The 26182-nt window shown below is 54.6% G+C and carries 20 protein-coding genes; 13 read left to right on the top strand and 7 right to left on the bottom strand.

Annotated features, from left to right (window positions below; translation table 11 throughout):
- Positions 1-15 precede the first annotated feature (15 nt).
- From B4F73_RS08610 to B4F73_RS08590, 5 genes are all read left to right on the top strand, one after another.
- Positions 16-1170 carry an acyl-CoA dehydrogenase family protein gene (locus B4F73_RS08610; RefSeq protein ID WP_206990711.1) on the top strand — a complete coding sequence of 385 codons (1155 nt, stop codon included), beginning with the start codon at positions 16-18 and terminating at the stop codon, positions 1168-1170.
- 361 nt (positions 1171-1531) lie between these two features.
- Entirely contained in the window at positions 1532-2824 is a 1293-nt protein-coding gene (locus tag B4F73_RS08605; protein WP_290481108.1) for an outer membrane beta-barrel protein, read from the top strand.
- A gap of 72 nt (positions 2825-2896) precedes the next feature.
- Positions 2897-5293, top strand: coding sequence for a GumC family protein (locus tag B4F73_RS08600; RefSeq protein ID WP_290479616.1), 2397 nt, complete (start codon positions 2897-2899; stop codon positions 5291-5293).
- A gap of 59 nt (positions 5294-5352) precedes the next feature.
- Complete coding sequence (locus B4F73_RS08595) at positions 5353-6498, top strand: hypothetical protein (RefSeq protein WP_290483018.1); 1146 nt, start codon at positions 5353-5355, stop codon at positions 6496-6498.
- Positions 6495-7796, top strand: coding sequence for an O-antigen ligase family protein (locus B4F73_RS08590; protein WP_290483017.1), 1302 nt, complete (start codon positions 6495-6497; stop codon positions 7794-7796). The genes B4F73_RS08595 and B4F73_RS08590 overlap by 4 nt, the downstream gene beginning before the upstream one ends.
- A 30-nt stretch (positions 7797-7826) precedes the next feature.
- Here the strand turns inward: B4F73_RS08590 and B4F73_RS08585 are convergent, their stop codons facing one another.
- Positions 7827-7997 carry a hypothetical protein gene (locus B4F73_RS08585; RefSeq protein WP_156947807.1) on the bottom strand — a complete coding sequence of 57 codons (171 nt, stop codon included), beginning with the start codon at positions 7995-7997 and terminating at the stop codon, positions 7827-7829.
- 399 nt (positions 7998-8396) lie between these two features.
- Between B4F73_RS08585 and B4F73_RS08580 the strand changes: the two genes are divergently transcribed.
- The 4 genes from B4F73_RS08580 (at position 8397) to B4F73_RS08565 (ending at position 14242) form a co-directional block, all read left to right on the top strand.
- Positions 8397-9929 (top strand): lipopolysaccharide biosynthesis protein, encoded by a 1533-nt coding sequence (locus B4F73_RS08580; protein ID WP_290483016.1) that lies wholly within the window; start codon positions 8397-8399, stop codon positions 9927-9929.
- A gap of 54 nt (positions 9930-9983) precedes the next feature.
- On the top strand, positions 9984-10955 hold the full coding sequence (locus B4F73_RS08575; RefSeq protein ID WP_290479611.1) for a glycosyltransferase family 2 protein: 972 nt from the start codon (positions 9984-9986) through the stop codon (positions 10953-10955).
- 198 nt (positions 10956-11153) lie between these two features.
- The gene (locus B4F73_RS08570) at positions 11154-12902 is read left to right on the top strand and encodes a type I secretion system permease/ATPase (protein ID WP_290483015.1); all 1749 of its coding nucleotides are present in this window, start codon (positions 11154-11156) and stop codon (positions 12900-12902) included.
- On the top strand, positions 12899-14242 hold the full coding sequence (locus tag B4F73_RS08565; RefSeq protein ID WP_206990703.1) for an HlyD family type I secretion periplasmic adaptor subunit: 1344 nt from the start codon (positions 12899-12901) through the stop codon (positions 14240-14242). The genes B4F73_RS08570 and B4F73_RS08565 overlap by 4 nt, the downstream gene beginning before the upstream one ends.
- 9 nt (positions 14243-14251) lie before the next feature.
- Here the strand turns inward: B4F73_RS08565 and B4F73_RS08560 are convergent, their stop codons facing one another.
- The 3 genes from B4F73_RS08560 to B4F73_RS08550 form a co-directional block, all read right to left on the bottom strand.
- Positions 14252-15481 (bottom strand): acyltransferase family protein, encoded by a 1230-nt coding sequence (locus tag B4F73_RS08560; protein ID WP_290483014.1) that lies wholly within the window; start codon positions 15479-15481, stop codon positions 14252-14254.
- Between the two features lie 63 nt (positions 15482-15544).
- Positions 15545-15988 (bottom strand): hypothetical protein, encoded by a 444-nt coding sequence (locus B4F73_RS08555; protein ID WP_206990701.1) that lies wholly within the window; start codon positions 15986-15988, stop codon positions 15545-15547.
- Positions 15985-17445: a GMC oxidoreductase gene (locus tag B4F73_RS08550; protein ID WP_290483013.1), complete on the bottom strand. Its 1461-nt coding sequence runs from the start codon at positions 17443-17445 to the stop codon at positions 15985-15987. The genes B4F73_RS08555 and B4F73_RS08550 overlap by 4 nt, the downstream gene beginning before the upstream one ends.
- Positions 17446-17874: 429 nt before the next feature.
- Here B4F73_RS08550 and B4F73_RS08545 point away from each other — a divergent pair, with 429 nt between their 5' ends.
- From B4F73_RS08545 to B4F73_RS08530, 4 genes are all read left to right on the top strand, one after another.
- Positions 17875-19410 (top strand): lipopolysaccharide biosynthesis protein, encoded by a 1536-nt coding sequence (locus B4F73_RS08545; RefSeq protein WP_290483012.1) that lies wholly within the window; start codon positions 17875-17877, stop codon positions 19408-19410.
- A complete protein-coding gene (locus tag B4F73_RS08540; RefSeq protein WP_290479605.1) occupies positions 19407-20426 on the top strand; it encodes a hypothetical protein in 1020 nt (339 codons plus the stop codon). The genes B4F73_RS08545 and B4F73_RS08540 overlap by 4 nt, the downstream gene beginning before the upstream one ends.
- Before the next feature lie 225 nt (positions 20427-20651).
- Positions 20652-22364, top strand: a complete 1713-nt coding sequence (locus tag B4F73_RS08535) for a hypothetical protein (protein ID WP_290479604.1) — start codon at positions 20652-20654, stop codon at positions 22362-22364.
- 11 nt (positions 22365-22375) lie between these two features.
- The gene (locus B4F73_RS08530) at positions 22376-22762 is read left to right on the top strand and encodes a DCC1-like thiol-disulfide oxidoreductase family protein (RefSeq protein ID WP_290483011.1); all 387 of its coding nucleotides are present in this window, start codon (positions 22376-22378) and stop codon (positions 22760-22762) included.
- A gap of 41 nt (positions 22763-22803) precedes the next feature.
- On the opposite strand, the gene B4F73_RS08525 is transcribed toward B4F73_RS08530, so the two are convergent.
- The 3 genes from B4F73_RS08525 to B4F73_RS08515 form a co-directional block, all read right to left on the bottom strand.
- Positions 22804-23904: a glycosyltransferase gene (locus B4F73_RS08525; RefSeq protein WP_290483010.1), complete on the bottom strand. Its 1101-nt coding sequence runs from the start codon at positions 23902-23904 to the stop codon at positions 22804-22806.
- Between the two features lie 25 nt (positions 23905-23929).
- Positions 23930-25000, bottom strand: a complete 1071-nt coding sequence (locus B4F73_RS08520) for a glycosyltransferase (protein WP_290483009.1) — start codon at positions 24998-25000, stop codon at positions 23930-23932.
- Positions 25001-25043: 43 nt separating this feature from the next.
- The coding region (locus B4F73_RS08515) for a hypothetical protein (protein WP_290483008.1) at positions 25044-26182 on the bottom strand (1139 nt) is incomplete at its 5' end.

Below are 26182 nucleotides of genomic sequence, written 5' to 3'. Positions count from 1 at the left end.
CAGGGAGGATAGAAGATGGACTTCAATTTCACCGAAGAGCAGAACATGATCCGCGACAGCCTCTCGAGGCTGATCCGCGAGCAGTATGATTTCGACACGCGCCGCAAGGTGGTCGAGTCCGAAGCGGGCTGGCGTCCTGAAATGTGGGCACAGTTTGCTGAGCTTGGTCTCTTGATGGCACCGTTCAGCGAAGAAGATGGCGGCCTTGGTGGCGGCCCGATTGATGCGATGGTCGTCATGGAAGAGTTCGGCAAGGGCCTCGTGGTCGAGCCTTACGTGCCGAGCGTTGTTTGCGGTGGTGGTTTCCTCAAGCGCGGCACGGATGCGCAAAAGGAAGAATACCTTAGCGGCATCATGTCGGGCGAGAACATCTTTGCATTCGCCTACGCAGAACCGCGCGGTCGCTATAATCTGGCCGATCTTGAGACGACCGCCAAGAAAGACGGCGCCGGCTTTGTCCTGAATGGGCACAAGGCCGTGGTCATTGGGGCGCCTTGGGCAACCCACTTCGTTGTGACAGCGCGCACGTCAGGTGATCGCCGTGACAGCAATGGCGTTTCAGTCTTCGTCGTTGCCAAGGATGCGCAGGGCGTAAGTACCCGCGATTATCCGACGGTCGATGGTCGCCGCGCGTCGGAAGTCTACTTCGAGAACGTCGCGGTTGGCGCAGAAGCGGTGATTGGCGAAGTCGACAATGGTCTGCCGTTGATCGAAACCGTTACCGACGAGGCCATCGCCGCGATCTGTGCCGAAGCCTGCGGCGCCATGAAGGTGGCGCACGCCATGACGGTCGAATATTCACGCCAGCGTAAGCAGTTTGGCGTTCCGATTGGCAAGTTCCAGGTGCTGCAGCACCGCATGGTCGATATGTTCATGGAGCATGAGCAGTCGATTTCCATGACCTACATGGCCACGCTCAAGCTTGATGAAGACGAAGTCACGCGCAAGAAGGCGGCATCCGCTGCCAAGGTGCGCATCGGTCAAGCCGGTCGCTTCATTGGTCAGGAAGCCGTGCAGATCCATGGCGGCATGGGCATGACAGACGAACTGGCTGTCGGACACTATTTCAAACGCCTGACGATGATCGATTCCGAGTTCGGCAATATCGATCACCATCTGAAGCGGTACACCGGACTGACAGAGATGGAACTTCCGGCAGCGGCGGAATAGACATCAGAGTCCAGTAACTGTGCAGGCTGAATATTGGGCCTACGGGCTTTTTAATAATTAATATTCTGCCGAATTAGTCTGACGAGACGGCCCGGGACGCGAAGACAGCGTCCCGGGCCTCTTCTTATGTCTTGATTAATTGAGAAATTATTGCCGACAATCCGCCTCTCGGTCTTGCGGGCCGCTGAAACCTTCCAATAATTCGCTCGAATTTGCCTAACTTTGATTACTTGACTGACACCGTATTCCCCTATGAAGCCCTCACTCTTTGTAAGAAAAGTGGTATGGGTCTTGCTTTGGGACCTTTGGTAAACATGGCGGTTCGAGCAACCGGAATACATAATCCAGGGAAGAGGTGGAAATGTTGTATACTAAGCGGGTTAGCCTTGCAGGAGTCGCGACAGGCGCTCTGATTGCGGCGATGTCTGGGACGGCGTATGCGCAGTCGAGCGACTATTACAGTCGGGACAAGTATGAGGCGGTTACAGACCGCCGTCAGCCCGAATATGATCCGGAGCCCATCCGGCTCGGAGCATTTACGGTAAATTCCAGTCTGTTCGCTGGCCTTGGTTATACCGACAATGCGTTGGGAACGAGCGACAACGAAGAATCTGATGTTATCGCCCGCATCGGTGCTGATATTGCGGCTCGTACAAACTGGAGCGTGCACGAAGTGGCCGCTTCCGTGTCTGTCAGCCGTGACGAGTACCAGGATTTCAGTGACCAGTCAGCCAATGACGTCAATACGCGGCTGCGGGGCCGTCTGGACGTCACGCGCGACGTCGCACTTGGCGGCGCGGTCTTCTACCAGCAATCTACGGATCAGCGGTCCGACCCATCGAACACATCCGGACTGGGCGAGCCGATCGAGTATACCCGCGCAGGCGTCGAGCTGAGTGCCAATTATACAAATGACCGTATTCGCTGGACGAACTCTGTGACATTTGCGGAAGTCGACTATGACGACACGGTCTCCCTTGACGGCACGCCGATCGATCAGGACTTCCGTGACCGGTCTGACACGCTCTTCAATTCGCGCCTCAGCTATGCGATTTCGCCGAACGTGGCTGTTTTTGGCCAAGGCATGATCCAACAGCGTGAGTACGATAATCTGATCGTCGTCGATGGTGCGGAACGGTCCAGGGATTCAGATTCCTACACTGTTTACGGTGGTGTGGACTTCGAACTGAACACGTTGATCCGCGGTGACGTGGCCATTGGCTACCTGAGCGAAGAAAAGGATGACACTTTCTACGAAGACACTGACGGTCTGGCCGTCGATGCGAATGTAGAATGGTTCCCGACCCGTCTCACCACTGTGAGCTTCAATGGTGCACGCCGAACAGTCGATAGCGGCATTCGGACCAGCGCGAGCTCCATTCAAACGACGCTAGGCGCTCGTGTTGATCACGAACTGTACCGCAATATCATCCTGTCAGGATATGGCGAGCTCACCAGCTATGAATACGATGAGACCGACAGGGATGACGACATCACCGAATTCGGTGTGATCGGTACGTACAAAATGAACAAGCGGGTGCACCTGAACGCCTTCGCACGTCGCGTTGATCGTGACCGGAGTGGTACGGCGTTTGCGGCCGATGAGAGCTTCTCTGCGAACCTTCTCGGTATTTCGGTTCGTATCCACCCTTAATTTCCATACCAGGCGACCGACCATCCGGCCGGTCGCCTGAAAGCTTCCAACCCCAACGCGCGGTATATTATCTTGACCAAGACATTCAGTTTTGAACTTCCGTCCCAGGTTCCCGCAGAAGCGGAGACCGAAGGCAACAACATGCCGACAGATCTGAAGTCGCTGTTGGGGGCTGTGTACCGGCGCTTCTGGCTGATTGCGCTGAGCTTCCTCTCGGTCTTCACGCTGGTCGCGTACATGACGTTCAACCAGACACCGCTCTACCAATCGAGTTCTGTGGTCCAGCTGGATACTGAGCAGCAAAACGTGATCGACCTGGGCAGTGTTCTCAGTGGTTTGGCGGTCAGCACGGCGGTGATCGACACCGAAGTCATGATCATGAAGTCAAAGTCACTTCTGACGAAGGTTGCCGTCAAACAGAAGCTCATCGAGGATCCTGAGTTCAACTGGACACTGCGCGAGCGAAAGACCAGCGCACTGGGCAAGCTGAAGAACCAGGTCAAATCACTGGTCGGCATGGATACGCGCGTGGTCGACCCGTTTGAAGGCATGAGTGTCGATGAGCGCGAGAGCGCCATTCTGGATAGCGTGGTCGGCACGTTGATGGGGCGTGTTGGTGTTTCGCGTATCGGCACCACCTATCTTATCAACGTTGAGGTCACGAGCACCTCGCCAGAAACATCTGCCCGCCTCGCCAATGCCATCGCGGATCAGTATCGGGTTCAACAGCTTGAAACGAAGCTGGACGCCACACGGCGCGCTACCGAATGGTTGTCTGATCGTGTGTTTGCCCTTCGTGAGGAAGTTGAGGAAAAGGAAAACCGCGTTGCCAAATTCATTGCCGACAACGACATGGAAACGGCGATGGGTAACACGCTCACCGAGCAGAACATTGCCTATCTGACCACGCAGAAAACACAGGCTGAAGTCGAGCTGAACCGTGTCCGGTCACGCTTTGACAGTATGCGCCGGCAGATCAATAGCGGCGCTGGCGTGGATGGGATTTCCGAAGTTCTGGAATCTCCTCTTATCACGAGCTTGAAACAACAGCTCTCTACTGTCCGCGGCCGGGTGGGTGACCTCGAAACCCGTCTCGGGCCGCAGCACCCTGAACTGATTGGTGCGCGCGCTGAACAGGCGGATATCGAGCGTCAGATCCAGAACGAAATGACCCGGATCGCCACTAATCTCGAAAACGAAGTTCGTGTTCGTCAGGACCAGGTTAGCCGGCTCCAGTCACAAATCAGCAACTCGAACTCCAAGCTCCGCGGCAACAGCCTCGCAATGGTGCGCCTGCGCGAGCTTGAGCGCGATGCTGAAACCAGCCGCGTATTGTATGAAGAGTTCATTGCGCGATCCAAGGAGACCCGGGAGCAGGATGGTCTTGTCCAGCCGGATGCCGTGATCCTGTCCAATGCATCGGTGCCAAAGTTTCCAAGTTCACCTCGTACCACACTGAACCTCTTGATTGGTGCGATACTTGGCTGTTTGCTCGGTGGCGCTCTCGCCATCATGGCCGAAATGTTCGATATGAAGATTTCGTCTTCGGAAGACATTGAAAAGAAGCTTGCTCAGAATGCCCTCGGCACGGTGCCACTGATCCGCACCGGCAATGCCCTTGGCTTCGCTCAAACCAATCCTGCCGATTATCTCATAGAAAACCCGTTATCAGCGTTTGCCGAAAGTATTCGCTATCTGCGAGCAGCAATCGCTTTCTCGGACTTGGACAGCGAAACGAAGACCGTAGCGATCACTTCGTCCCTGCCGGATGAAGGCAAGACAAGCCTGACGCTCGCGCTCGGTCGTATGTCGGCCATGTCGGGTGCACGGACACTGGTCATTGATGGCGATTTCCGCCGCCGCCAGTTGACTGATGCGGCTGGCTTGAAGCCTGAGATCGGTTTCATTGAGTATCTCTTCGGCGCAGGACAGCTTTCTGATGCGATCTCCAAGGACCCCAAGAGCATGCTGGATATTCTGCCGCTGTCTCTGACGGGCCATACGCCACATGACGTGTTCGGGACGCGCGCCTTTGACGATCTTCTGGTTCGCTTGCGCTCCATGTACGATCTCATCCTGATCGATACGGGGCCACTGCTGCTGATGGCTGAGGCGCGGGTTGTTGCAGGCAAGACGGACAAGGCCATTCTGGTTGTGCGCTGGCGTCACACGAACCGCTCAGCAGCGCGTCAGTCGTTGGCACTCTTGCGATCCTTCAAGGCCGACCTGCTGGGTGTTACGCTAAACATGGTGAACCTCAACCGCCGCCGCCACTACAGCGACCCGGGTGCAGGATATGATGCCTATCGTAAGTACTATCAAATGGAGACGAAGCCTTCTCTGTTCAGCTTCATGCGCCGGGATCCGAACAAGCCCAAGAAGGGCGAAATTCGCCCTACAGCGATCCAGACCCCGCCGAGCCTCGCGGAGCACAGCACAGAGTCTCCTGAAAAAGTTGACGCAAACTAAGGTGTGAGACGGAGCGATCATGCGATGATCGCTTCGCTTAGCCTGAATTGGATCGAGCGATGACGACAATTGCATTCTTCGGACATGATGCGGCAGATGCCGCTGTGCGCCGACGTGTGAAGTCGTTCGTCGGCGATGGAATGGATGTTGTTGGCTTCATGATGCGCCGCCGTGATGTTTCTCCGGAATGGAAAAATGTCGATCTTGGCAAGACGCGTGATGGCGCCTTCCTCCAGCGGATCAAGCAGGTGTTTGCTGGCGCGCGGAAGGCGGCTGAGCAACGTGAGTTATTAGCTGCAGCTGACGTCATATATGCGCGAAATCTCGACATGCTGGCGTGTGCGTTCCTGGCAAAGCGCCATACAAGACTGAAGACGCCCGTCATCTACGAGAGCCTCGATGTGCATCGCTTGCTGACGCGCTCCGATTTTGTGGGTCGGATATTTCGTGGCCTCGAACGCGCTCTGCTGAAGCGGACACGGGCGCTTGTTGTGAGTTCTCCCGGCTTCTTGCGGAACCATTTCGAACTTCACTACGGGGGCGACTTCACGGCCTATGTCGTAGAGAACCGTTTAAGTGCTGACAGTAACTTTGGCCCACGGCCGGAGACTGCGCTCCCGGTGGAGATTCTGGAAGACCGAAAACTTGTACTCGGCTGGGTCGGCATGTTGCGGTGCCAGCGTTCGCTGGACCTGCTATGCGCTCTGGCTGACGCGTATCCCGATACATTGGAAATTCGGCTACATGGAATCCCGGCACGCACCGAAATTCCTGTGTTCGAACCCGAGATTGAGCGTCGACCAAACATGACCTTCTTTGGAAAGTTCCGGTCACCAGAGGATCTATCCAGCATTTATGCCTCGCTGGATGTGGTCTGGGCAGGGGACTTCATGGAGGCTGGGTACAATTCGGTCTGGCTGTTGCCGAACCGGATCTATGAGGGAGGCTATTACGCGACGCCCTCGATCGCGCCGGCCGGTACAGAGACAGCAGCCTGGATCGCACGGAATGACTGCGGGTTCGTGATTGAGGAGCCCCTTGAGCGCTCGCTGTCGAAACTGGTGGGACATTTGTTGACAGATCGCCGGGAGATTGCCGCTTACGCCATGCGTCTTGCAAGCTTGCCAGAAGACCTGTTCGTGCAGCCGGCTGGATTTATGCGCGACATGATCTCGACCAGTCTTGGCCAGGAGGCTGTCGCATGAACATTGTAAGTCGTATTCCGACTGACCGCGATTCATCTCTTGTCATGGCCAAAGTCTATGAGGAGCCGCGGAAAATCCCATACTGGGAGCAAGCGCTTATCTCGGTTTGGTTCCTGAATTCATTCGTGCCACTGCCGCTTGAAACTCCACTACGCTATCTGATGGTTTTGTGGTTTCTGTGGCTTCTCGCCTTGCATAAGGAGCAGGTCATTCCGATCGTGCTCAAGGCGTGGCCTCTTTTCCTCCTGCCGATATTCGGTTTCATTTCGATTCTGTGGTCACCCTATATGGGGGCAGCCATCCGGAGCGGCGCACTTTACCTTCTAACCCCTCTGGTCGCTGTCATTATCATTACGCGATTTGATATCACCACTATCCTGCGATGCATGTTCTTCGCAGGTGTGATGGCGATCATTGTGTGTATTCCATTCTATGATTCAATGCCCTCCGGCGGGCCGTATCCGCAAAAGAACTATTTCGCCCAGCAAATGTTGTTCGTGGCATTGCTCAGCTTCATGACATTGTTGAATGAAAAGTCATGGCCTTGGACACGGCTATTGGCCGCGCTCATTTTCCCAGTTGCTTTGATCTTTATGCTACGGGCGCCGTCGGCAACGGCACTCGTGTTTGCCGGTGTCGGGATCATCGGCCTGTTTCTAGTCAAGTTCGCGTGGCAATCCATTAGCAAGGTGCGCCACTTGCGATCCATCATATTCATTGCTGGCGTCAGCGTTGTTTTGATAGGCGCCATGATTGTGCTGAACCAGACTCACCAAGACTATGTGGCGGACTTCCTGGGCGCGCTAGGTAAGGATACGACTTTCACTGGGCGAACTCATATCTGGTCTGCTGGGCGCTTGGCAGCGGAAGAGCACCCAATTATCGGTTTGGGGCTTGAGGGATTTTGGAACCCGTCAAATGGCGCGGCACAATCGATCAATGAAATGGATTTCAAGCCATACGGGACAAAGCTGACCTTCCACAATGCGTATCTCGAAGTGCGCGTGCATCTCGGATACATCGGTCTCGGACTTTACCTGTTGATGTGGGCGTGGTGCGGTTATCGTCTGCTAATGCAGTTCTTCCGGGATTCGTCTTTGGAGATGTCTGCGCTGCTCGTCTTCGGCGCGATCGTATTCATTTCGACGTTTACGGAGTCTTTGGCGTGGGCGAGTTTCAACACCCCCCTTAACTTGCTGTATCTTGGCGCCTTGGCGACACTATCGCCGGTGCGTCGCACATACGTAGGGAAGGCGCCCGTGTACCTGAGTTCCAGTCCGGGCTACGCCAAGGCGTAGCGACCAGGTAACCACTTTTTGGGGGCTGTATTACAACAGGGCGCCGATGGCGAAAATGATGCCTGCCCACAGCGAAGCGCTAAGACCAACGATCAACGTGATGCGCAGCCAGACGGGCCATTTGCCGAAATTCTCGATATCGGTCTGGACGTCGCTCTGATAGTGGCGAATTGTGGTGGGCTCTGCAGCCAGATGCATCATGGATGTATTCCTTGCCAGAGACGAATTCGCATTGCGCATACTTCTTTTTTGGCGACCAACTATTAAAGGTGACTTAAACCGACACGTGATTTCACCCATAATCATTGACTCAGTCTCGACGTCGAATCCGGCATCAATGTGGTTGGTTTGGGACGGTATCCCGCCGTTACTGGGGATTTGAGCAGGCTGACGAAACACCAACAGGCTGCAATGGGCGACCGGTATATTAACCATCTGCGCAGATAGCTGAATTCTCTAGGAATTTTCTATCGTTTGTTGAGCATTGCAGGACAGTAATCTTACCGCTCGCCGGTACTGCAATTGGCAAAATCTGCCCTTTCAGGCACCATCCTTGCAAGGTTAAAAGCCGAATCCAGCTTTTGAGTGCGTTCAGCTTCCATGGGAACAGCAGCCATTTCTTCCGACGAAATTCCCTCGAGCCCATCGCAAGGCCTGATGAGGTCTGCTGGCAAAGCCGCCATCTGGGTAGCTTTCAGTAAGTGGTTGGGCTTGCTGAGCGGTCTGGTGTCGCTTGTTGTGGTCGCTCGGTTGCTCACGCCAGAGGATTTTGGCGTCTACGGGTTTCTTTTGATTGTACTTGTCATCCCGGAAGTCTTTTCGAGCGACAGTCTCAACGAGGTTCTCATTCAGAGGACCGATTTGAAAACAGAACATTCCAACTCAGTCTTTCTGTCCTCGCTGTGCTTCGCAGCCCTGTTTTTTGGACTGATCCAACTCAGTGCTCCCTACATTGCGGTGCTCTTTGATGTGCCGCCCTTGGTCGACTACCTGCGGGTCATGTCGTTGGTTCTGTTCATGGGCGCGCTGAGTGCGGTTCCAGCTGCCTTGCTACAGCGACATATGCAGTTTCGCGAAATCACCATTGTGGATGTCGTGGGTTACATCGTTGGCGCAATTGTCGGCGTAAGTTGCGCGATCCTGTTTCAGAATGCCTGGGCGCTGGTCGCGATGGAAATTTCCCGTCGTTTCGCGAGGATGCTGGCTTTCCTGTATTTTGCCAAATGGTGGCCGTCTTTCCGGACAAATCTGATCGAGTTCAAGTCCTTGCTCCGATTCAAGATGGCATCAATCGGATTGAGGCTGGTAGCAGCAGGGGATTTGGGTCTGCCGCGATTGTTTGTGGGTTTGTTTCTCGGGCCGGCGGCGCTCGGTATGTTCAATCTTGCCATGCGGATACAGAATCAGGCGATGCAGGCGCTCGTGTCGCCGTTTGGTGCAGTTGCATTCCCGGTAGCGTCGAAAACTCAGAACGATCTTCCGACGCTCTACAAGACGATGTCTACCGCGATCTGGCTCGCCGGATTTATTGCGTATCCGGCATTCATCGGTGCCGCCGCTGCCGCTCCGGTCATTGTGCCGGTTGTGTTTGGTGACCAGTGGAATGATGCGATCATCGCGATTCAGATTTCCATGTTGATGGGTATTCGCCTTCCGTCTTCCGCGTTCAATGGCGGGGTACTTCGCGGTGTCGGACGACCGGGCCTTTTGCTGAAGGTCAGTGTTTTCGCGCTGCTGGTTCTCTTGGTGATGCTGCCTTTCGCATCGCGGGTGAGTTTGGAGGCCGTAATGATCGCCTTGGCTTTCCAGAAGTTCCTCGGCTGGTTCCTCAGCAGTTGGGCCGTTTACCGTGCTGTGAAATTCCCTATCACCCGTCAAATTCTTGCGGGGTCGTCGGTTTTAATTGCCGCACTCGTAATGGGCGGCGGGATATGGTGGGCCGCTGGCCACCTTCCTGATGACTGGTCCGACCTCACCAGGGTTGCGGCGATCATCGGGCTCGGAATAGCGCTCTACGTCGCAGGCCTTTTGATTGCGGCCCCCGCAATGGCGAAGCGCGGCATGTCGTCTATGGTAATGCTGCTGAAGGGGGACCGGAAGATGGCGATCGCGAATCTCCGGAAAGTGTCATGAAAATCTATTCGGACACTGAAGATTTTCAAGGGTTTAGATATGGAGGCAAGACCAATGCTTGATGAAAACAAGATTGCGATTGTTATTCCCCTCTACAATGACGCCCCCAATATTGAACGTGCCATTCGTAGTGCCGTCGAACAGAAGGTTCCGGACACTGTTGCGGTTGAGGTGATCGTCGTGGACGATTGTTCTTCAGACGAGGGACCAGAGATCGCCAAGCGAATGGCGCGGACAATTCCAAATCTTACATTTGTCCAGCAGGCTCAGAATTCCGGGCCGTCGGCCGCTCGAAATTGCGCGATACGGCAAACAGATGCGGCCTGGTTCACGCCGCTCGATAGTGATGATTTCATGTTGCCGACGCGCATTGCCGGCCTGCTGGACGAAGCGCGCGCGAGAGATCTCGACTGGGTGGCAGACAATCTCCTGATGAGTTCCGAGGACACTCCGGAAGAGGTCGAGCGTGTCTTGTGGCCCGATAAGCCGGAAGGGGCCGTCCGGTTGACGACTGAGTTGTTCGTCAAACAATCCTACGATGTAGACATTGAGCGGTCGGAACTCGGCTTCATCAAGCCCCTGATCAATCGGCGCTGTCTTGGCGACGCCTCGCGACCTTACAGAGACCAGTTGAGGTTCGGCGAAGACTTTGAATTGTATACGCGGTTACTGATGTCAGGTGCCAAGGCGGATCTTGTCGATCCCGAGGGCTATTACCTTGTTCGCCGGAGAGGATCAGCTTCCCATTCCCAGTCGGGCAGGGATCATCAGCGCTTGGTTGAAATCAGTCGGGAAATGCTGAATTATCCGAGCCTGACGCGTACGGACCGGCGCGCGCTTCTGGGTCACTTGAGATACTCGGAAAGAGAGCTGGCCTGGTGGACAATGATCGAGGCTGTTCGCGAAAGAAATCCAGCCAAAGCCATCAGAGCTCTGGTGATTTCACCATTGGCAACGCTTCACGTCATCGGGAATCTTGCAAGACAGGCCGGCGCGCGCGTGAGTTCACGAACTCCGACAGCGTAAAAATTAAGTAACATCTCCGAGAAGTCGTTGTTTTCAAAGGCTTGGTAAATAGAGATTCAACCAAATTCCATGTATGGTGAATAGTGCCTGGAAACTCGCGCATTCGTGCGAACCGGTGGGCACAAGATCAGCGAGACGGTGCATGTCTGCTTGATAGAGCGCTGACGTGACGACGTCTCGCACGGAAGAGGTGGATGCGTGTCCAATCAAAGACCGAACCAGTTGGGTCATGAAGAAACCCTGATCGAGACGGCGCGGAAATCCCGCAGGGCTATTCTCGCAGTCGGGGGCTTCAGTGTTGCCCTTAATGTGTTGATGCTGGCAGGTCCGCTTTACATGCTGCAGGTTTACGACCGGGTGCTGGTCAGTGGTTCCCTGCAAACGCTGATCGCGCTTACAGCTTTAATCGCCGTATTGTTCATTGGATACGCGCTTATTGATGCGATCCGGTCGTCGATGCTGGTTCATGTGGCTGCCCGGATTGAGCGTGAAATGGCCCCTTTGGTTTTCGATGCCATTCATCGTCGATCACTCCAGGATTCAGGTGCCAAGGACGGTCGGGCAATGAAAGACCTGGCGGAACTTCGGCAATTCATGGCTGGCCCGACGGTCAAGGCGGCTTTTGACCTGCCACTGGCGCCACTCTATTTTTTGATCCTCTTCCTCATGCACTGGACGCTCGGTGTACTGGCCCTGATTGGTTCAGCCGTGATTTTTGCGCTGGCTCTATATACTCAAAAGGCAAGCGAAGCCTCGTTGCTCACCTCTGGTGAAGTCAGCAATACGGGCGCTGTCTTCGCCCAGAATGCGTGGCGCAGTTCTGAATCGGTTCACGCGCTGGGTATGCAAAAGACTGTCCGTGACAAATGGGTTGATGCCACCACCGAAGCGGATGCCACAGCTATTCGAACATCTGACACAATCAATACCGCCGCCGCCGCCACACGTGCTTTCCGGATGTTTTTGCAATCCGCCTTGCTTGGTGCGGGCGCCGTGCTCGCCATTGCTGGTGTTGCAACGCCAGGTGTGATCATCGCAGGCTCTATCATCGGCGCGCGGGCGATCACTCCAATTGAGCAGATAGTTTCGCAATGGCGTTCGATTGTTCGTGCCAGGGCCGCGCGAAAACGGCTTGCGTCTTTAACGGGCGCTACCGAGCAGAAGGCAGCGCCGATGACCCTTCCGGCCATCACCGGAAAGCTGTTGGTAGAGAATGTATTCGCAGCCTTGCCAGGCCAGCAAAAACCTTTTCTTCAAGCAATCTCGTTCTCGGTTGAGCCGGGCGAGATTGTCGGTGTGATCGGAGCGAGTGGCTCGGGCAAGACGACCTTGGCCAGGGTGTTGACCGGAGTCTGGCCCTATGCGCTTGGCGCAGTGCGACTTGATGGTGCCGAGATCAAGGAGTACCAGCCGGACCAGTTGGGACAACAGCTTGGCTACTTGCCGCAGGCGGTCGAACTTTTACCCGGTACCATCAGTGAGAATATTGCCCGCCTTCGTCCAAACGCCGACCCAGAAAAAATCGTGGCTGCGGCCAAACGTGCGAACGCCCACGACATGATCCAGTCTTTTGCAGATGGCTATAACACTGAGTTGGGTATTGGTGGCGAACGTCTTTCGGCCGGTCAACGCCAACGTATTGGGTTGGCGCGCGCCTTGTTCTCTGATCCCAAGCTGGTGATCCTGGATGAGCCGAATGCCAATCTCGACCATGAGGGCGATGAGGCGCTGAATGACACACTCAAGCTGCTCAAGGATGAGAAGGTGGCTGTTGTGATAATCGGACACCGCCCAACCACGCTGCGCCATGTCGACAAAATAGTGTTGATGCATGAGGGTAAAGTGCAGGCACTCGGACCGCGAGATGAAATTCTGTCGAAGGTTCTGAGAACTCAGAAGCGGTCTGCTACCGGCATCAAGCTGATAGAGAAGGGCAAGACGCAATGACCACGGGTCCGATCGTATTCGAGGATAGCGACCGTCTGACGCTGATCGACCTGGGCCTGCGTAGGCTCATGGTACAGGGCCTTGTAGTAGTTGGTGTGTTGTTTGGTGGCTTGTTCATCTGGTCGGCGGTCGTGCCACTCGAAAGCGCCGTTGTCGCGCCGGGCACGGTGCAGGTTTCGGGTGCCAACAAGACGGTCCAGCATCTGGAAGGTGGGATCGTGAAGGAGATCCTGGTCGCGGATGGAGATACTGTTGAAATCGGCCAGCCACTGATCCGCCTGGATACTTCCGGTGTTGCGGCCTCTCTTGCCAGCCTTGAGGCCCAATTGTTCACCCTGGCAGGAGAAGAGGCGAGGTTGCTGTCGGAGCGGGAGGGACGTGACGTCGTTGTCCGGACCCCCACAATCGAATTTCTGGAAACTCTAGAGGACGGCAAGCGACGCGTGGCGCGCGTTATTGCAACTCAGCAGGCCATCTTGGATACGCGTACTCAAGCACTCGAAACCGATGTCCAATTGCTCTCATACAAAATAGATCAACAGGGTGAACGCGTTGCGGGCCTGAAAGACCTCATGAGTTCGAATTCCCAACAGATATTGATCCTTGAAGACGAGCTTAACGGGCTTGAGGCATTGTTCGAAAGAGGGCACGCGCCAAAGAGCCGAATGCTGGCGCTAAAGCGCGAGAAGGAACGTCTTGCTGGCCAACAAGCGTCTCATAGAGCGGAGATCGCTCAGATACGTACGGCGATGGCGGAAGGCCGGCTGCAGATATCGAGATTGGAAACCGATACGCGTGAGACTGTGCTGACTCAGTTGAAAGAGATCCAGTTGGGTATTGAAGACCTTATGGAGCGTCGCCAGTACGCGGCTGACCAATTGGCTCGTACTGAAATTGTTGCGCCTTATGCAGGGCAGGTTTTTGGTGTGAATGTGCATGCGGTCAATGGCGTGATTGGTGCGGGCGCGCCTTTGCTATCCATCGTCCCGGATGACGAGGAGTTGGTGATGATCGTCCGAATATCCCCAAGCGAAATCGACCGGGTGCAGAATGGGGATTCTGTGCGGATACGCTTTCCCTCGCTCAATGCGTCTCGTACGCCCGAAGTCAGAGGCACTCTGAAGACCGTGTCGGCTGATGTCCTGGTCGAACAGGATGGCATCGCGCCGTATTACCGCGCTGTCGTCGAGCTGACTGAGCAGGAGAAAGAGCGCGTCGGCACCGAGCTGACGCCCGGTATGCAAGCGAACGCCATGATCCAGACAGGTCAGCGCACGGCTCTGTCATACTTGACCAAGCCACTTGCAGACTTCACGGCCGTATCGTTCAAAGAAGAATAGGCGAGCATTTCAGGGCGTCTCGACAGCGGGCCGGGTGTTTGCCGCCGACAGTTCTGCGGTCTTGTCAGCCGATTGAATTTGCTTGGAATATTTTCTTCCGAGGTCCTGCAGCGGGCGTTCGAGATAGTGATAGCTCAGCGTTGCAAGCGGAATGGTCACTGCCAGCGTCAAGGCTGCAATGAACGCCATCATGGCAAGTGCAGAGACAGGTGAAGGATCGGCACCAAGCATCGGCCCAAGCAATTCTGCGAATGCGAACAAGATGATGAAATGCAAGAGGTACAGCCCGTAGGAGATATCTCCGAGGAAGACGAGCTTCTTGGAGGCCAGCCAGCCTTCACTACGACCATAAAAAGTTATGGTGACAAGAAATGTTGCGGCAAGAGATACGACCAGAACAGAAGACGGGTCCACGTGAACCCATGGCCGGAAAATCCGCTGGACGAACATGCCAGCGAAAAGTGCACCGGCAATGAGAAGGTAGCGAAACCATTTCGGAAACCGAAAATTTAGGTCGGCGACCATGCGTCCATAGTTCGGTATCAGAGCACCCAGAAAGAATGCGATCAGATAGACATTCACATGGCCGATGTGCAGCGGTGCGTACATTAGCGCCACCAGCACAACAAGCGTAGCGGCTATAAGGGCCGGCCGACGCGTCAGAACGACAAACAAAGGCATCAAAAATGATGCAATGATCTCTGTCCGGATGGTCCACGCCGGAGAGTTCAGGCTATTGGAGTAGCCGACGGCATTGAGAAGCGTTTCTATGAGACCGGGGTCCTGGTTGAAATATCCATTCATCCAGCTCGTGGCCCCAGCCGTGGGCGCATCACTGAAATACAGCCAGTGCATGGCCGCAGCAAACAATGTCACCGCGATCAGTAGCGGATACAGGCGAAAGAGACGTCGAACATAATAGCCAGCCAGATGAGCAAGTCCTTTGCCCTTCGACCGGCGCAGGGAAAGCGTGAGAACTGTCCCGCTCAACACGAAGAAGAGAACAACTGCGGCAGGTCCGTTGAAAAATCCGATCAGGCCGTGAACCAGCATGTGGAACGGTTCAGAAAAATTGAGACCGTGCCGTTGCGGTGTATCCAGTCCAGAAACCTTGAACAACAGGAATGCATGATAAATCACGACGAAAGAGGCGGCAGTGCCTCTCAGGCTCGCAAGACTGTTTGAGAACGTCACCTGCTCAGACGAAGAAGGATTTGGGAGAATTGGTTGTGAAGTCATAACGCAAATCTTTTCAAGGTATTGTGCAAGCACCGCATGAGCGCCAGCATACAGGTGCCTGCCCTAGGCAAACTCGGCATATGGATTGAAGCAAGCCGTCATGGAGCCGAGATAGGTCGTGGGTTCAGTGGCGGGCTCATCAAGCAACGTATAGTCGGTGCGCACGATAAAGGCGGTGAGCAGGGCGCGTTCGAAATCGGCTTGATGATCAGACAATTTCGGAATTCCGCCCCCGGATACAGTTGATCCGAGCCCAATCAATTCCAGTCCGCGCAGCGTGGCCGACTTGATGAAGGAAGGTGCAGCCTCAGCCTCCCGAAAGTCTCGTACGAAGGTCTCAAATTCCGCTTTGTCCATTTTGAACGGACCGACCAGCCGTCTCAGCGTGCGCCGGATATGCCCCTGATCGGTCGTCAGCAGAACCGTGCCAGCCCCAGCTGCTGCCGCTACGCCAACGCCGCCTAAAATCATGGCCCGGCGAGAAAGTGAGAGTCTGTTCCGGGTCATATGGTCACCTTCGCAGTCAGCTTTTCAGCTGCCCTCAAGCTGAGAGCGGCAACGGTCAGGCTGGGGTTGCCGGTTCCACATGTTGGGAACACAGACGAGCCGACCACAATGAGATTTCGGTATTTGTGGTGAATGAGATCTCCATCCACCACGGAGCTTGCCGGATCGGACCCCATGCGCATCGTGCTTTGCAGATGCGACTCCGTCCGGCGTATCCGGCGGAACACAACCTCTTCTACGGGTAGGGGTTGAAGGATCTCGTCCAAACCGTCGATGGCTGCCTGCAAACCTTTCTTGGCGTAGTCGCTGGCGCCCATGAAGTGAACGATTGGCTCTCCGTTCTCGCCGAGTTCGACGCGATTTCCGTCTTCAAGCATCTCTTCGACAACGATAGAGATTGGAAGCGTCTGCCGCCATTTCGAGCGCTCTGTCCGAAGGCCAAACTTCCAACGATTTTCAAAGTAGATAAGCGCTGCGCCGCGATCGGCGCGGAAGTCGCCATCTGCGAAACTATAGTCCAAGCCAGTCGTGATAGTGGAACCGTCGAAATTCTCCATACCATCCAGCAGGATTTCTAGATCAGCCCCATAAGTCTCGTTTAGGCCGGCACCGGTCAGCGCATCGGCCATTCCAGATGCCTGCATTATAGCAGGGCTATGAATGGCATTTGCGCCGAGTACAAACACGTCTCCGGTAACCGAGAATGTCTTTCCCGCGGACTCGAAACTCGCGCTCTTTACCGTATTATTCGTCGAGTCAAAGCTGGTGACGCGGCTGTTCAGGATCACCGTCACGCGATGGTCGTTATACACATCCATCAGGCCGTTCTGGGCCGTGAACTTCGCATCGGCCGGGCAAATCATGCATCGCAAGGAGGCGCAGCAGGGGCCGCGTCCTTCCGTGGCAACTCGGGCACGAGCAGTGGGAATAATAAAGTGTGTGTCGGGTCGCGCCGCCTTCATCACCTGATCGGGCGTAGAAGGATGATGCGGTGGTTGTGGAAACGGTTTCGAACGTGGCGCGATGCCGTGCATGTCCGGATCGCCTGAAACCGACATGATGGTTTCTGCATCGCAATAGTAGGGTTCCAGCTCATCATAGCTGACAGGCCAGTCCTGGCCGACGCCGTACTTGGACTTCAGCCGGAAATCATTTGGCAGAAATCTGGGCGATTGGGCGAACCAGCAATTCGTCCCGCCACCAAACCCGATGGTGAAGTTCCACGGCTTGTCGCTGTCGGAATGATAAGTCGTTGCCCGGTCGATCGAGCTGTTCCGGTTTTCGTTCACTTGCCACGAATGGGCATTATAATCCCCGCGTTCGATGACGAGCACTCGACCGGTTATTGTCTGCAGTAATTTCGACAGAAAGAAACCGGAGCCAAAGCCGGAGCCGACCACGACAAAGTCGTAATGCTGTGAATTCACAGTTTCCGGCTGTGCCAGATTTTTTAGCATGACCCCACCTTTGATCCCCATTCATGCAGCGCTGCAGCATGGGTCTGAAAAGAGACCCGATAGCGCCGGTATTCTTTATTCATCTGGCGCTATATTTGCAATTCGCATGCTAGAGGGGATCGTCCCCAAATAGTCAGGCTCACCATCTAACATTTCTACACGGGGGCGTCTCCCGAAACCCGGGCGTGTTCGCGCCGGAAACTTGGGACATGACCGAAAAAGGGGAATTGAGGCAAGGCAAGCGCCATGGGTGCACAACAAGCGAGCATTCCAATGACAAGCGCAATGAAAATCAACCGGATCAAATTATCAAAATCTAGATAGAGATCCGGCAGTGACGTCCTTGTACTATTAACCAGCCAGAATTTCGCACTGTAGCAGCCTGCAACAGAATTGAGAACGAGCCAGAGAAAGCCTCCATTTCAGAACATGTCCAAGAACGACACGCCTCCCGAGGATGACGAACTCAATAATATCAATACGACTGCGGCGGGCCTGGCGAGTGGAGCTGCGATCACCGGCGTCGCTCAGGGCTTTCGAGTTGTGCTGGGGTTTGTTCAGGGTATCGTCTTGGCGCGCCTGTTGCTGCCGGCTGACTTCGGTCTCGTTGCCATGGTTGCGCCCGCCGTCGCCTTCGCGGCCATGGTCAAGGAACTCGGTCTGAACCAGGCGACGGTACAGCGAGACCAGATATCGCAGCAGATTGTGAGCAATCTTTTCTGGCTCAGCGTTTCGATGAGCATTTTGCTGGCCGTCATCATGGCGGCGTGTGCGCCTTTGCTTGCCGATTTCTATGGAGAGCCTGAAGTCCAGGCGCTCGCGGTCGCGTATGCTGCAACGATCGTGGTCTGGGGCCTGCAATCCCAGCCGGCCGCCTTGTTGGCTCGCAAGCTCGCGTTCAAGACCATCGCGATCATCGAGGTCGTTTCGTTGCTCGCCGGGTTCATTGTCGCGGTCGCAACCGCCTATCTGACCCGAAGCTATTGGGCGCTCTTCTACGGCACGATTGTTACGGCGGCTGTTTCCACACTCGCCAGCTGGATGGCCAGCAAGTTCAAGCCGATGAAAATAGGCAGTGCGGAAGGCATGAGGGAGATGATCGGGTTCGGCTCCAGTATCGCCGGATTTGACCTTCTCAATTTTGCCTCACGAAATGCCGACAATATTCTAATCGCGCGCTTTCATGATGCGGTCGAACTCGGTCTTTATGACCGGGCCTACAAGCTTCTGCTCTTCCCATTGCAGAAAATTACTTATCCGCTCTCCAGGGTGATGGTGCCGTTCCTTTCTCGTAATGTGAACCAGCCTGAGCGCTACAAGCGTGCTTACTTTGTGGCCGTCACCATTATTCTTGTTGCCGCGCAGCCGGGCGTTCTGGTCGGCATACTGTTCGCCGACGAAATTTTCCTCGTCCTGCTGGGCAAGGAGTGGGTGCCGGCGGCGCCAGTTTTCATGTGGCTCGGAATTGCTGGTCTTGTTCAGGTCATGACCTCGACCATGGGTTGGCTGTTCGTCAGCCAGGGGCGAGGTAAGCACTATCTCATGGTCGGCGCCGTTACTGCCGTGATTTCCATAACCTCCTTCGTTGTGGGATTGCCCCAAGGGGCCGTAGGCGTGGCTGCGGCGTATGCCATTGGCGATCTAGTGTTCAAGACGCCTTATGTCTGGTTCATGGCATCCCGCAATGGGACCGTCAGGTTCGGAGATTTCGTGCGTCTGCTCATGCCGCACCTGTTGGCGTTGGCAGTCGCAGCTGCTGCACTTTATTTCACGGGGCAGTCGTTCCAGCAGATCGGCTTTTTACAAATTGGCCTGCTTCTGGCGCTCTCTTATGGCATATACCTTGCTGTTCTGACCTTGTTCAAAGAAAAGGTTTCGATGGCGCGAGAACTGCTTGAAATGGTCTGGAACAGCATTCAGTCCAAGCGACAGGCTCGAGCGGCTCAAAAGGGAATGCAGGAATGAACTATCGCTCTCTCGCAGATATGTATGACGCCATAACGATGGGGCTTGGCCGGTTGCCGGACAACATCGATCTAATCGTGGGCGTTCCGCGCAGCGGCTTGATTCCGGCGAACTTCCTTGGCCTTTTGCTGAACCTGCCCATCACGGATGTTGAAGGTTTGATTGAGGGGCGCGTCATGGCTTCGGGACGCACGCGTCGCGGTGCGGCGGTGAACAAGACCTTCGCCGAGATGAAGAATGTGCTGGTGATTGATGACAGCGTGTTCCACGGCAATTCCATTCGCGCTGTAAAGGAGCGGCTGGATGTCGAACTTGAAGGATACAATCTGACGTATTGTGCCGTTTTCGGTCCCAAGATGACGCACCCGGATATCGACATTGTTCTGGACGCTGTACCCCAGCCGCGAATTTTTCAATGGAACCTCTTCCACCACGGCCTGCTTAAGGAATGCTGCATCGATATTGATGGCGTCCTTTGCCTGGACCCCACGGCCCAGCAAAATGATGACGGCGACCGCTATCGCGAATTTATCCTCAACGCGATACCGCTGAATCGTCCGACAAAGCCATTAGGCCATCTGGTAACGAGCCGACTTGAAAAGTATCGCCCGGAAACGGAAGCTTGGCTCGAGAAGTGGGGCATCCAGTACGAGTCGCTCAACATGCTAGACCTGCCAAACAAGGAGGCCCGCCAGAAAGCAAAGGCGCATGGGTCGTTCAAGGCGGAAGTCTATCGCAACAAGAACAGCATTATGTTCATTGAAAGCGAACACGATCAAGCGGTTGAAATCGCCCGTCTATCTGGCAAGCCAGCGCTATGCATTGAGACGCAGCAAATGCATATGCCTGCCAGCGGTGATCTGCGCACAATTCAGCAATCCATGAAAGGGTTGCCTCGGCGGATTGTGCTTCAGAAGACGCCCTTGTCAAACAAACAGTCGATGAAGAATTTTGTTCGTTCAATTGTGGGCGACAGAGGATACGCGCTCATGAAGAAGGCGTCGGGTAGATCCTGACGCAAATCCCTTCGTTAGCGTTATCGTTTCAGAGTTTTTTTAAGATGAATACGGACTAATACTTATTTCGCTGAAGCGATCAGTAGTAATTATCAATAAAAACTAGTCTGACCGGGCCGGTTTTCCATTCCGATAAACTCTTCGGCGTGTTAAATGGTCGTAATGTATATTTCTGTTTCCGGGTGGAGGAACGCTGCTTCGGAGACCTAGTGGGGTGACAATAAAATGGCAGGGCTACGGTGGGCAACACTCGGGCATAGATCCAACCTATCCGACGATGACAATCTGACACCAATCATCAAGTTTGGGACAATCGGCATCATTGTGCTGGCAAGCTTGTTGCTGGTTCCGATTTTCAACTTCATTGCCAATTATTCGGCCGCTTGGCACCCTGAACGCGCGCTTGCGATTTACATTGCAATCGCAGTTTGCTGCGCGCTGGCTGCCATCATCAAGTATGATGATGTGCCAAAGTATCTTCGTATAATCATCAAGGGTCTCGCCCTCTTCCTCGGCTTTTACAGCCTGTGGTTGGGCGCGGATTTTTCGAGTGTAAACGAGAACGTTCAGAGCGGCGCTGGAAACTTTATTGTTGTCGTTCCATTCATTGTTTTCGCCGCCACGATTGCCGCCATGTTTCGGCCATCCCTGGCGCTGTTACCTCCCTTGTATCTATTGATCCACAAGGACCTGACACGGGTTCTGTCTGGCGCGAAGGAACTCGGTCGCAATGATTATGCGCCGCTTGTGGAAGTGCTTGTCTTCACGGCCGGTGCGGTTGTGGCGCTTGGCCTGTTCGTAAAAGCGGTAGAGATCGCCAAGCGGAAGCAGATTATCCCGGAGCGCTTTCACACGGGTATTCAGCAGGGCATCACCGCGTTGCCACTCATCATTCTTTGCATGGCGGTCGGCGCTCATCTGGGCAACTACTTCATGTCTGGCTTGGCGAAGATTCACCTTGATGGAGGTGTCTTTGCTTGGGTTTCTGACAATCCAACCAGTTCTCTGATGTTGGCTGGCTATAATGTCGGTGCCGCACCAGGGGCGTATGCGCCCGGGCTTTTCGGTTTTGCATATTCAGTTCTTCGCGCAGTCGAGCCGTATCTCAACGTCGTAACATTGGCGGCGCAGTTCTTGTGCTTCCTCGCTTTTTTGCGCGTGCGAACCATGTTGGCCTTCACCGTCTTCTTCGACATGATGCACATCGCAATCTTTCTGCTGACCGGCGCGTTGTTCGTTCCCTGGATTTTGTTGAACAGCCTTCTCGCATCGGCTTTTGTCGCGATGAAGATGGATCGACTTCCCAAGGAGGCGATCATTGCTGGCGTACTTGTCACGATCATGGGACATACAGTTTTCTACAATGCACGCCTTGGTTGGTATGATAGCCGGGAATTGCGAGATTCCTATTTCACCGCGATCACCGATACAGGTGAAGAGTACCGGGTCCCCAATAGCTTCTTCCGGCAGTCTTCTTATCTCATGTACACACGTAACTTTGGATATCGCGAGCATCGCGGACCGTCTCGTCACGTGCCGACGTCGCAATGGGGGCAGATTGGCATCGGCGTTCACTCGGACGAAATCGCCAATTACGATATCATGAAAGCTACCAAGACTTGCTCCTATCATTCACCGTACGAAAATGATGCGTCTATCGTCGATTTTGATGCCGGAGCCGCGTCGAGCTTCATCGGCTCTCATCACCAGATGATGCTGCAGCAGAAAATTAAATCGGGCAAAATGCCGTCTTACCACCTATATCCTCACCATCATTATTCCATGCCGGTGAGATACAAGGGGTTTGAAGCGCTGAATCTGGAAAACATCGCAGGCTATCGTTACAATGTCGAAACGGTGTGTCTCGACTGGCAAGATGGCGCATTCAAGCGAGATGTTCTGGTGAGCACAAAAACCGACATCATTCCGGTAAACTAGCGGCGATCAAAATGACTGAAAATGTAATCGTCTATGATGGTGAATGTCCATTTTGTAGCCAGTATGTGAAGATGCTGCGGATACGCGAGTCGGTGGGGACTGTCCGTCTGATAGATGCCCGGTCGTCCGATGAAACGGCTATCTTCGCCCGCGGCAAGTACGATATGGATCAGGGTATGGCCGCGCGCATCAGTGGCGAATGGTATTATGGGGATGATTGCATCCACATATTGTCGATGATCAGCAGTCCTGTGACAGTGTTCAACAAGTTGAACGGCTGGGTATTTCGTAGCCCCAAGCGAGCACGCGTGCTTTATCCCGTTATGCGGAGCAGTCGCAATCTCGTTTTGCGTTTGCTGGGCCGGCGGAAGATCGGACAATCACTCTCGGAAACCTGAGACCCGCAGAGCTGGTTTCTTTCACCCAACTGTCGTGTCTATCAGTTCGCTGTCGCAGCTGCTTCTGGTTCGGCGGTAAAAGCTGCCTTCGCGCGGTTGCACGCATCCAGAAGCGTGTCGATCTGGTGATCTTTGTTCAGGATATCGCGCTTGGAATAATCACGCGTTTGTTGTTGCATGGCCGCATAGAAACCTTGGTCATCCCAAAGCTTCCTCACCGCCGACACCCAGTCATCGATTGTTGCGTCCGGGCTGATTAGGATACCGCCCTCGCCAACAGATTCCGACAAGCCTCCAATTTTTGTGGCGACGCACGGAATGCCAGAGAAGTGAGCTTCTGATGCAATGCGCCCCCAGGCTTCCTGCCATTGGCTCGGGATGAGGAGGATCTTGGTTCTGGAATAGACTTTGCGCATATCATTGGTGCGCGGCTTCAGAGTCACATTTCCGCATTTTCGTGCCCACTCGACATTCTGTTTGCTGACATCTTCGGGAAGTGGCCAGCCTTCAACAAACTCGAACGGAATATCAGGGCAGCGTTCAGCGATCTGGAACGCAATATCGCGCCCTTTCTTGGGGTGTGGATTAATAAAGGAGACGACCTCTGGTGCATGATCGCAGGTATAGCGCTCGGCCATGAACATGGGCGGAATGGGTACCGCGTCTATGCCATACTTTTCCTTGTAAGCATCCGCAGTAAATTGGGAATTCGCAACATAGATTGTCGAAGCCGGGAGGTCGGCAGGGCTGGCTTCATACTTGTGGAATTCCACGTCTCGGACGTAGACTACGAGTGGAATGCCAAACTGGGCGAAATGCTTTGCGGTCTTGAAGGGCTTGCCCGCTGTGACAATCAATACGTCCGGCTTGGCTTGTTTCAGAACCGCGTCACCTTCTTCCCAGACAAACCATTTTCGATAAACAGGATACCCGGGCAGCTTGTCGCGCGTATACTTCATAGGCGTCAACTTGAGCGCAGCCCGTACAAGGTAACCGAGCCGGTCTTTGTGGTAGAGGCCGGACAGTACTGAGACATCATGACCGCGTTTGATGATTTCCAGCGACAATTCATGCGTACTGGATTGTGATCCGCCTGCAATTTGCGGCGTATGCGGATGAGCAGTGACGAACAATAGGTTCATGGTGTGTCCTGTTCGGTAGGGCGGGTTACTGGTCGGCCAGGGACGTTGCACGTCCGAGCACCGCTTCCAGTGTATCGAGTTGATGATCGCGTTGCAGGGCAGGGCGCGCTGCATAGTCTAGTGAGGCCTGGACCAGTTGATCGTAATGAGCCTTATCGGTCCACAATCTCTTCAGGGCGCTTGACCAGGTTTCTTCAGGCTCTGACAAATCGATCAAAACCCCGCCGGGTCCTACAGATTCTGGCAATCCGCCTTGGGCCGATGCTACAACAGGAATTCCGTTGATATGAGCCTCAGCCGAAATGCGTCCAAAAGCCTCTTCCCATCGACTTGGGGCCAGCACAATCTTGGCTTCGGCATAGACCTGCTTCATGTCCTGGGTCCGGGCCTGAACCCGAACGTTTGGAAGAGTCGCCAGCGCGGAGTTGAGTTCGTCGAGGTCTTCCTTGGATAGGGTCCAGGTCATCTGGAACGTGAACGGGATCTCGGGACAGGCGCGGGCGCAATTCAGCGCGATGTCGAGTCCTTTGTGCTTGTGCGGATTCACAAACAGGACAGACTCACGCCGCGTTTCCGTCTGGTACATTTCTGGACGAATGAGAGGATAGATGATTTCCGACTTCACGCCGAATGCGTCATCGAACTTTCGCGCCGTGAATTCGGAATTTGCAATAAACTGGCAATCTGAAAACTCTTTGAGGTCTCCCCCCAAATCTTCGAATTCTACATTTCGCAGGTAGAAAACCAGCGGTACATTCCGGGATTTGAAGCCTTTCGCCAGCCGGGCTGGAAACCCTGATTGTAGAATCACGACGTCGGGTTTGAATGCGTCCACGACTTCGGATGTTGAATCCACAGGGTGCCAAGCACGATAAGTGGTGTAGCCGCACACGTCATCGCTGACGATCGTTCCAGACTTCACTTTCAACATTGTACGATGACGCAAGCCGAGCCAACCGTCTCCGGTCAGGCCTGAAAATACGTTGACGTTGTGCCCTCGAGCTCGCAATTCCAGAACGAGTTCATGCGTGCTGGATTGGGCGCCGCCCGCAATCTGCGGAATATAGGGGTGTGCGCTCGCAATGAGTATTCGCATATCGTGCTCTCGACTGTGCCAGACGAAATGATGAGTGCACGATTTACGCCAGAACTTCACCCGTCAATACATTTGCGACGGTCTCGGCAAGTTCTTCGGCGATGAGACCAAATCCTTCCACATTGAAGTGGATTCCATCGTCCATTTGCTCATCGACATCCGTGGTCGTCGCCCCGATATAAACGTTGTCGTAAAGTGATGCGATGTAGGCTTGGGCATCCCGGATAGCTGACAGCGCGCCTTCGGGGCCATCGAGCCAGGGGCCCAGCTCCGGAAAGTCACCCAATTCCTGAATGAAGACGGGGATGTCTGTGCCATACCGGTTCCAGAGATACTCGAACACGCTCGTCGTAGCGTCGATCAGAGCGTCGACAATTGAAGAAGTGTTGCTTCCATCAATCGCGCGCGCATCATCTTCGCCTTGTGCCCAGATAATGGCGTCGAGATCCTCGCCCGCATTGAGGGCTGCATCTATCTTTGAAACCGCGGTTAGCAGCGCTGGCCCCGGGGAATCTGTATCCACATTCCACCAATAACTATTGGCATCGGCCAGCGGGTTGGAGCCGCTGCCGCCTTTGGCGGCGTTGATCAGCGTGGTGTCACCATTGAGATAAGCCTCGATGGAGTCCTCGAACACAACCGATCCGATATCGCCTGGGCTCTCGTCATCCTTGTGGCGATAGAAGTACCGCTCGGCGTTCGACTGACCGGTGAAGGCGATATAATCGTAATCTTCCGGGTTGAGTGTGTGAGAAATTGGGGCGATTGAATCGTCTTCGACGATTTCAATCCAGTCGATCCGGGCCTTCTCGCCTGAATCATAGACCGCTTCCACGGAGATTTGGTCGCCGGTTTCGAGAGCGACCGAAGCTTCATGAATATTGAACACATCATTATCTGCATCTGCCAGCCAGCTTGTGACGATCTGGCCGTTTACTTTGATCTGATAGGCCGAGACTCCGTCGCTCTCATCAAGATGGGACAGGCGAACCAGATAGTCGCCGTCAGCACCTGTGAACTGTCCCTCGGCGACGCTGGTTGTTGCGCTATCCTCCGCGCGTATAACGGCGTCGTTCGAAGCGGTCGAACGGGATTCAGTAATGAACCCATCAGTGAGGACCAAGTCTTCTGCTTCTGTGCGGCCAAGTCCAATATCCGCAGCTGGAGGTGGCGGCGGAGGCG

It is taken from the genome of Hyphomonas sp. UBA3601, assembly GCF_002375605.1.
Taxonomy (GTDB): domain Bacteria; phylum Pseudomonadota; class Alphaproteobacteria; order Caulobacterales; family Hyphomonadaceae; genus Hyphomonas.
This window is presented reverse-complemented; position numbering and strand designations above follow the sequence as displayed.

What these genes read in the sequence shown, in the direction of transcription:
- B4F73_RS08610 (WP_206990711.1), top strand. Translation starts at nt 16, where the DNA reads ATGGACTTCAATTTCACCGAAGAGCAGAACATGATCCGCGACAGCCTC.
- B4F73_RS08605 (WP_290481108.1), top strand. Translation starts at nt 1,532, where the DNA reads ATGTTGTATACTAAGCGGGTTAGCCTTGCAGGAGTCGCGACAGGCGCT.
- B4F73_RS08595 (WP_290483018.1), top strand. Translation starts at nt 5,353, where the DNA reads ATGACGACAATTGCATTCTTCGGACATGATGCGGCAGATGCCGCTGTG.
- B4F73_RS08590 (WP_290483017.1), top strand. Translation starts at nt 6,495, where the DNA reads ATGAACATTGTAAGTCGTATTCCGACTGACCGCGATTCATCTCTTGTC.
- B4F73_RS08585 (WP_156947807.1), bottom strand. Translation starts at nt 7,997, where the DNA reads ATGATGCATCTGGCTGCAGAGCCCACCACAATTCGCCACTATCAGAGC.
- B4F73_RS08580 (WP_290483016.1), top strand. Translation starts at nt 8,397, where the DNA reads ATGGGAACAGCAGCCATTTCTTCCGACGAAATTCCCTCGAGCCCATCG.
- B4F73_RS08575 (WP_290479611.1), top strand. Translation starts at nt 9,984, where the DNA reads ATGCTTGATGAAAACAAGATTGCGATTGTTATTCCCCTCTACAATGAC.
- B4F73_RS08565 (WP_206990703.1), top strand. Translation starts at nt 12,899, where the DNA reads ATGACCACGGGTCCGATCGTATTCGAGGATAGCGACCGTCTGACGCTG.
- B4F73_RS08560 (WP_290483014.1), bottom strand. Translation starts at nt 15,481, where the DNA reads ATGACTTCACAACCAATTCTCCCAAATCCTTCTTCGTCTGAGCAGGTG.
- B4F73_RS08555 (WP_206990701.1), bottom strand. Translation starts at nt 15,988, where the DNA reads ATGACCCGGAACAGACTCTCACTTTCTCGCCGGGCCATGATTTTAGGC.
- B4F73_RS08550 (WP_290483013.1), bottom strand. Translation starts at nt 17,445, where the DNA reads ATGCTAAAAAATCTGGCACAGCCGGAAACTGTGAATTCACAGCATTAC.
- B4F73_RS08545 (WP_290483012.1), top strand. Translation starts at nt 17,875, where the DNA reads ATGTCCAAGAACGACACGCCTCCCGAGGATGACGAACTCAATAATATC.
- B4F73_RS08540 (WP_290479605.1), top strand. Translation starts at nt 19,407, where the DNA reads ATGAACTATCGCTCTCTCGCAGATATGTATGACGCCATAACGATGGGG.
- B4F73_RS08535 (WP_290479604.1), top strand. Translation starts at nt 20,652, where the DNA reads ATGGCAGGGCTACGGTGGGCAACACTCGGGCATAGATCCAACCTATCC.
- B4F73_RS08530 (WP_290483011.1), top strand. Translation starts at nt 22,376, where the DNA reads ATGACTGAAAATGTAATCGTCTATGATGGTGAATGTCCATTTTGTAGC.
- B4F73_RS08525 (WP_290483010.1), bottom strand. Translation starts at nt 23,904, where the DNA reads ATGAACCTATTGTTCGTCACTGCTCATCCGCATACGCCGCAAATTGCA.
- B4F73_RS08520 (WP_290483009.1), bottom strand. Translation starts at nt 25,000, where the DNA reads ATGCGAATACTCATTGCGAGCGCACACCCCTATATTCCGCAGATTGCG.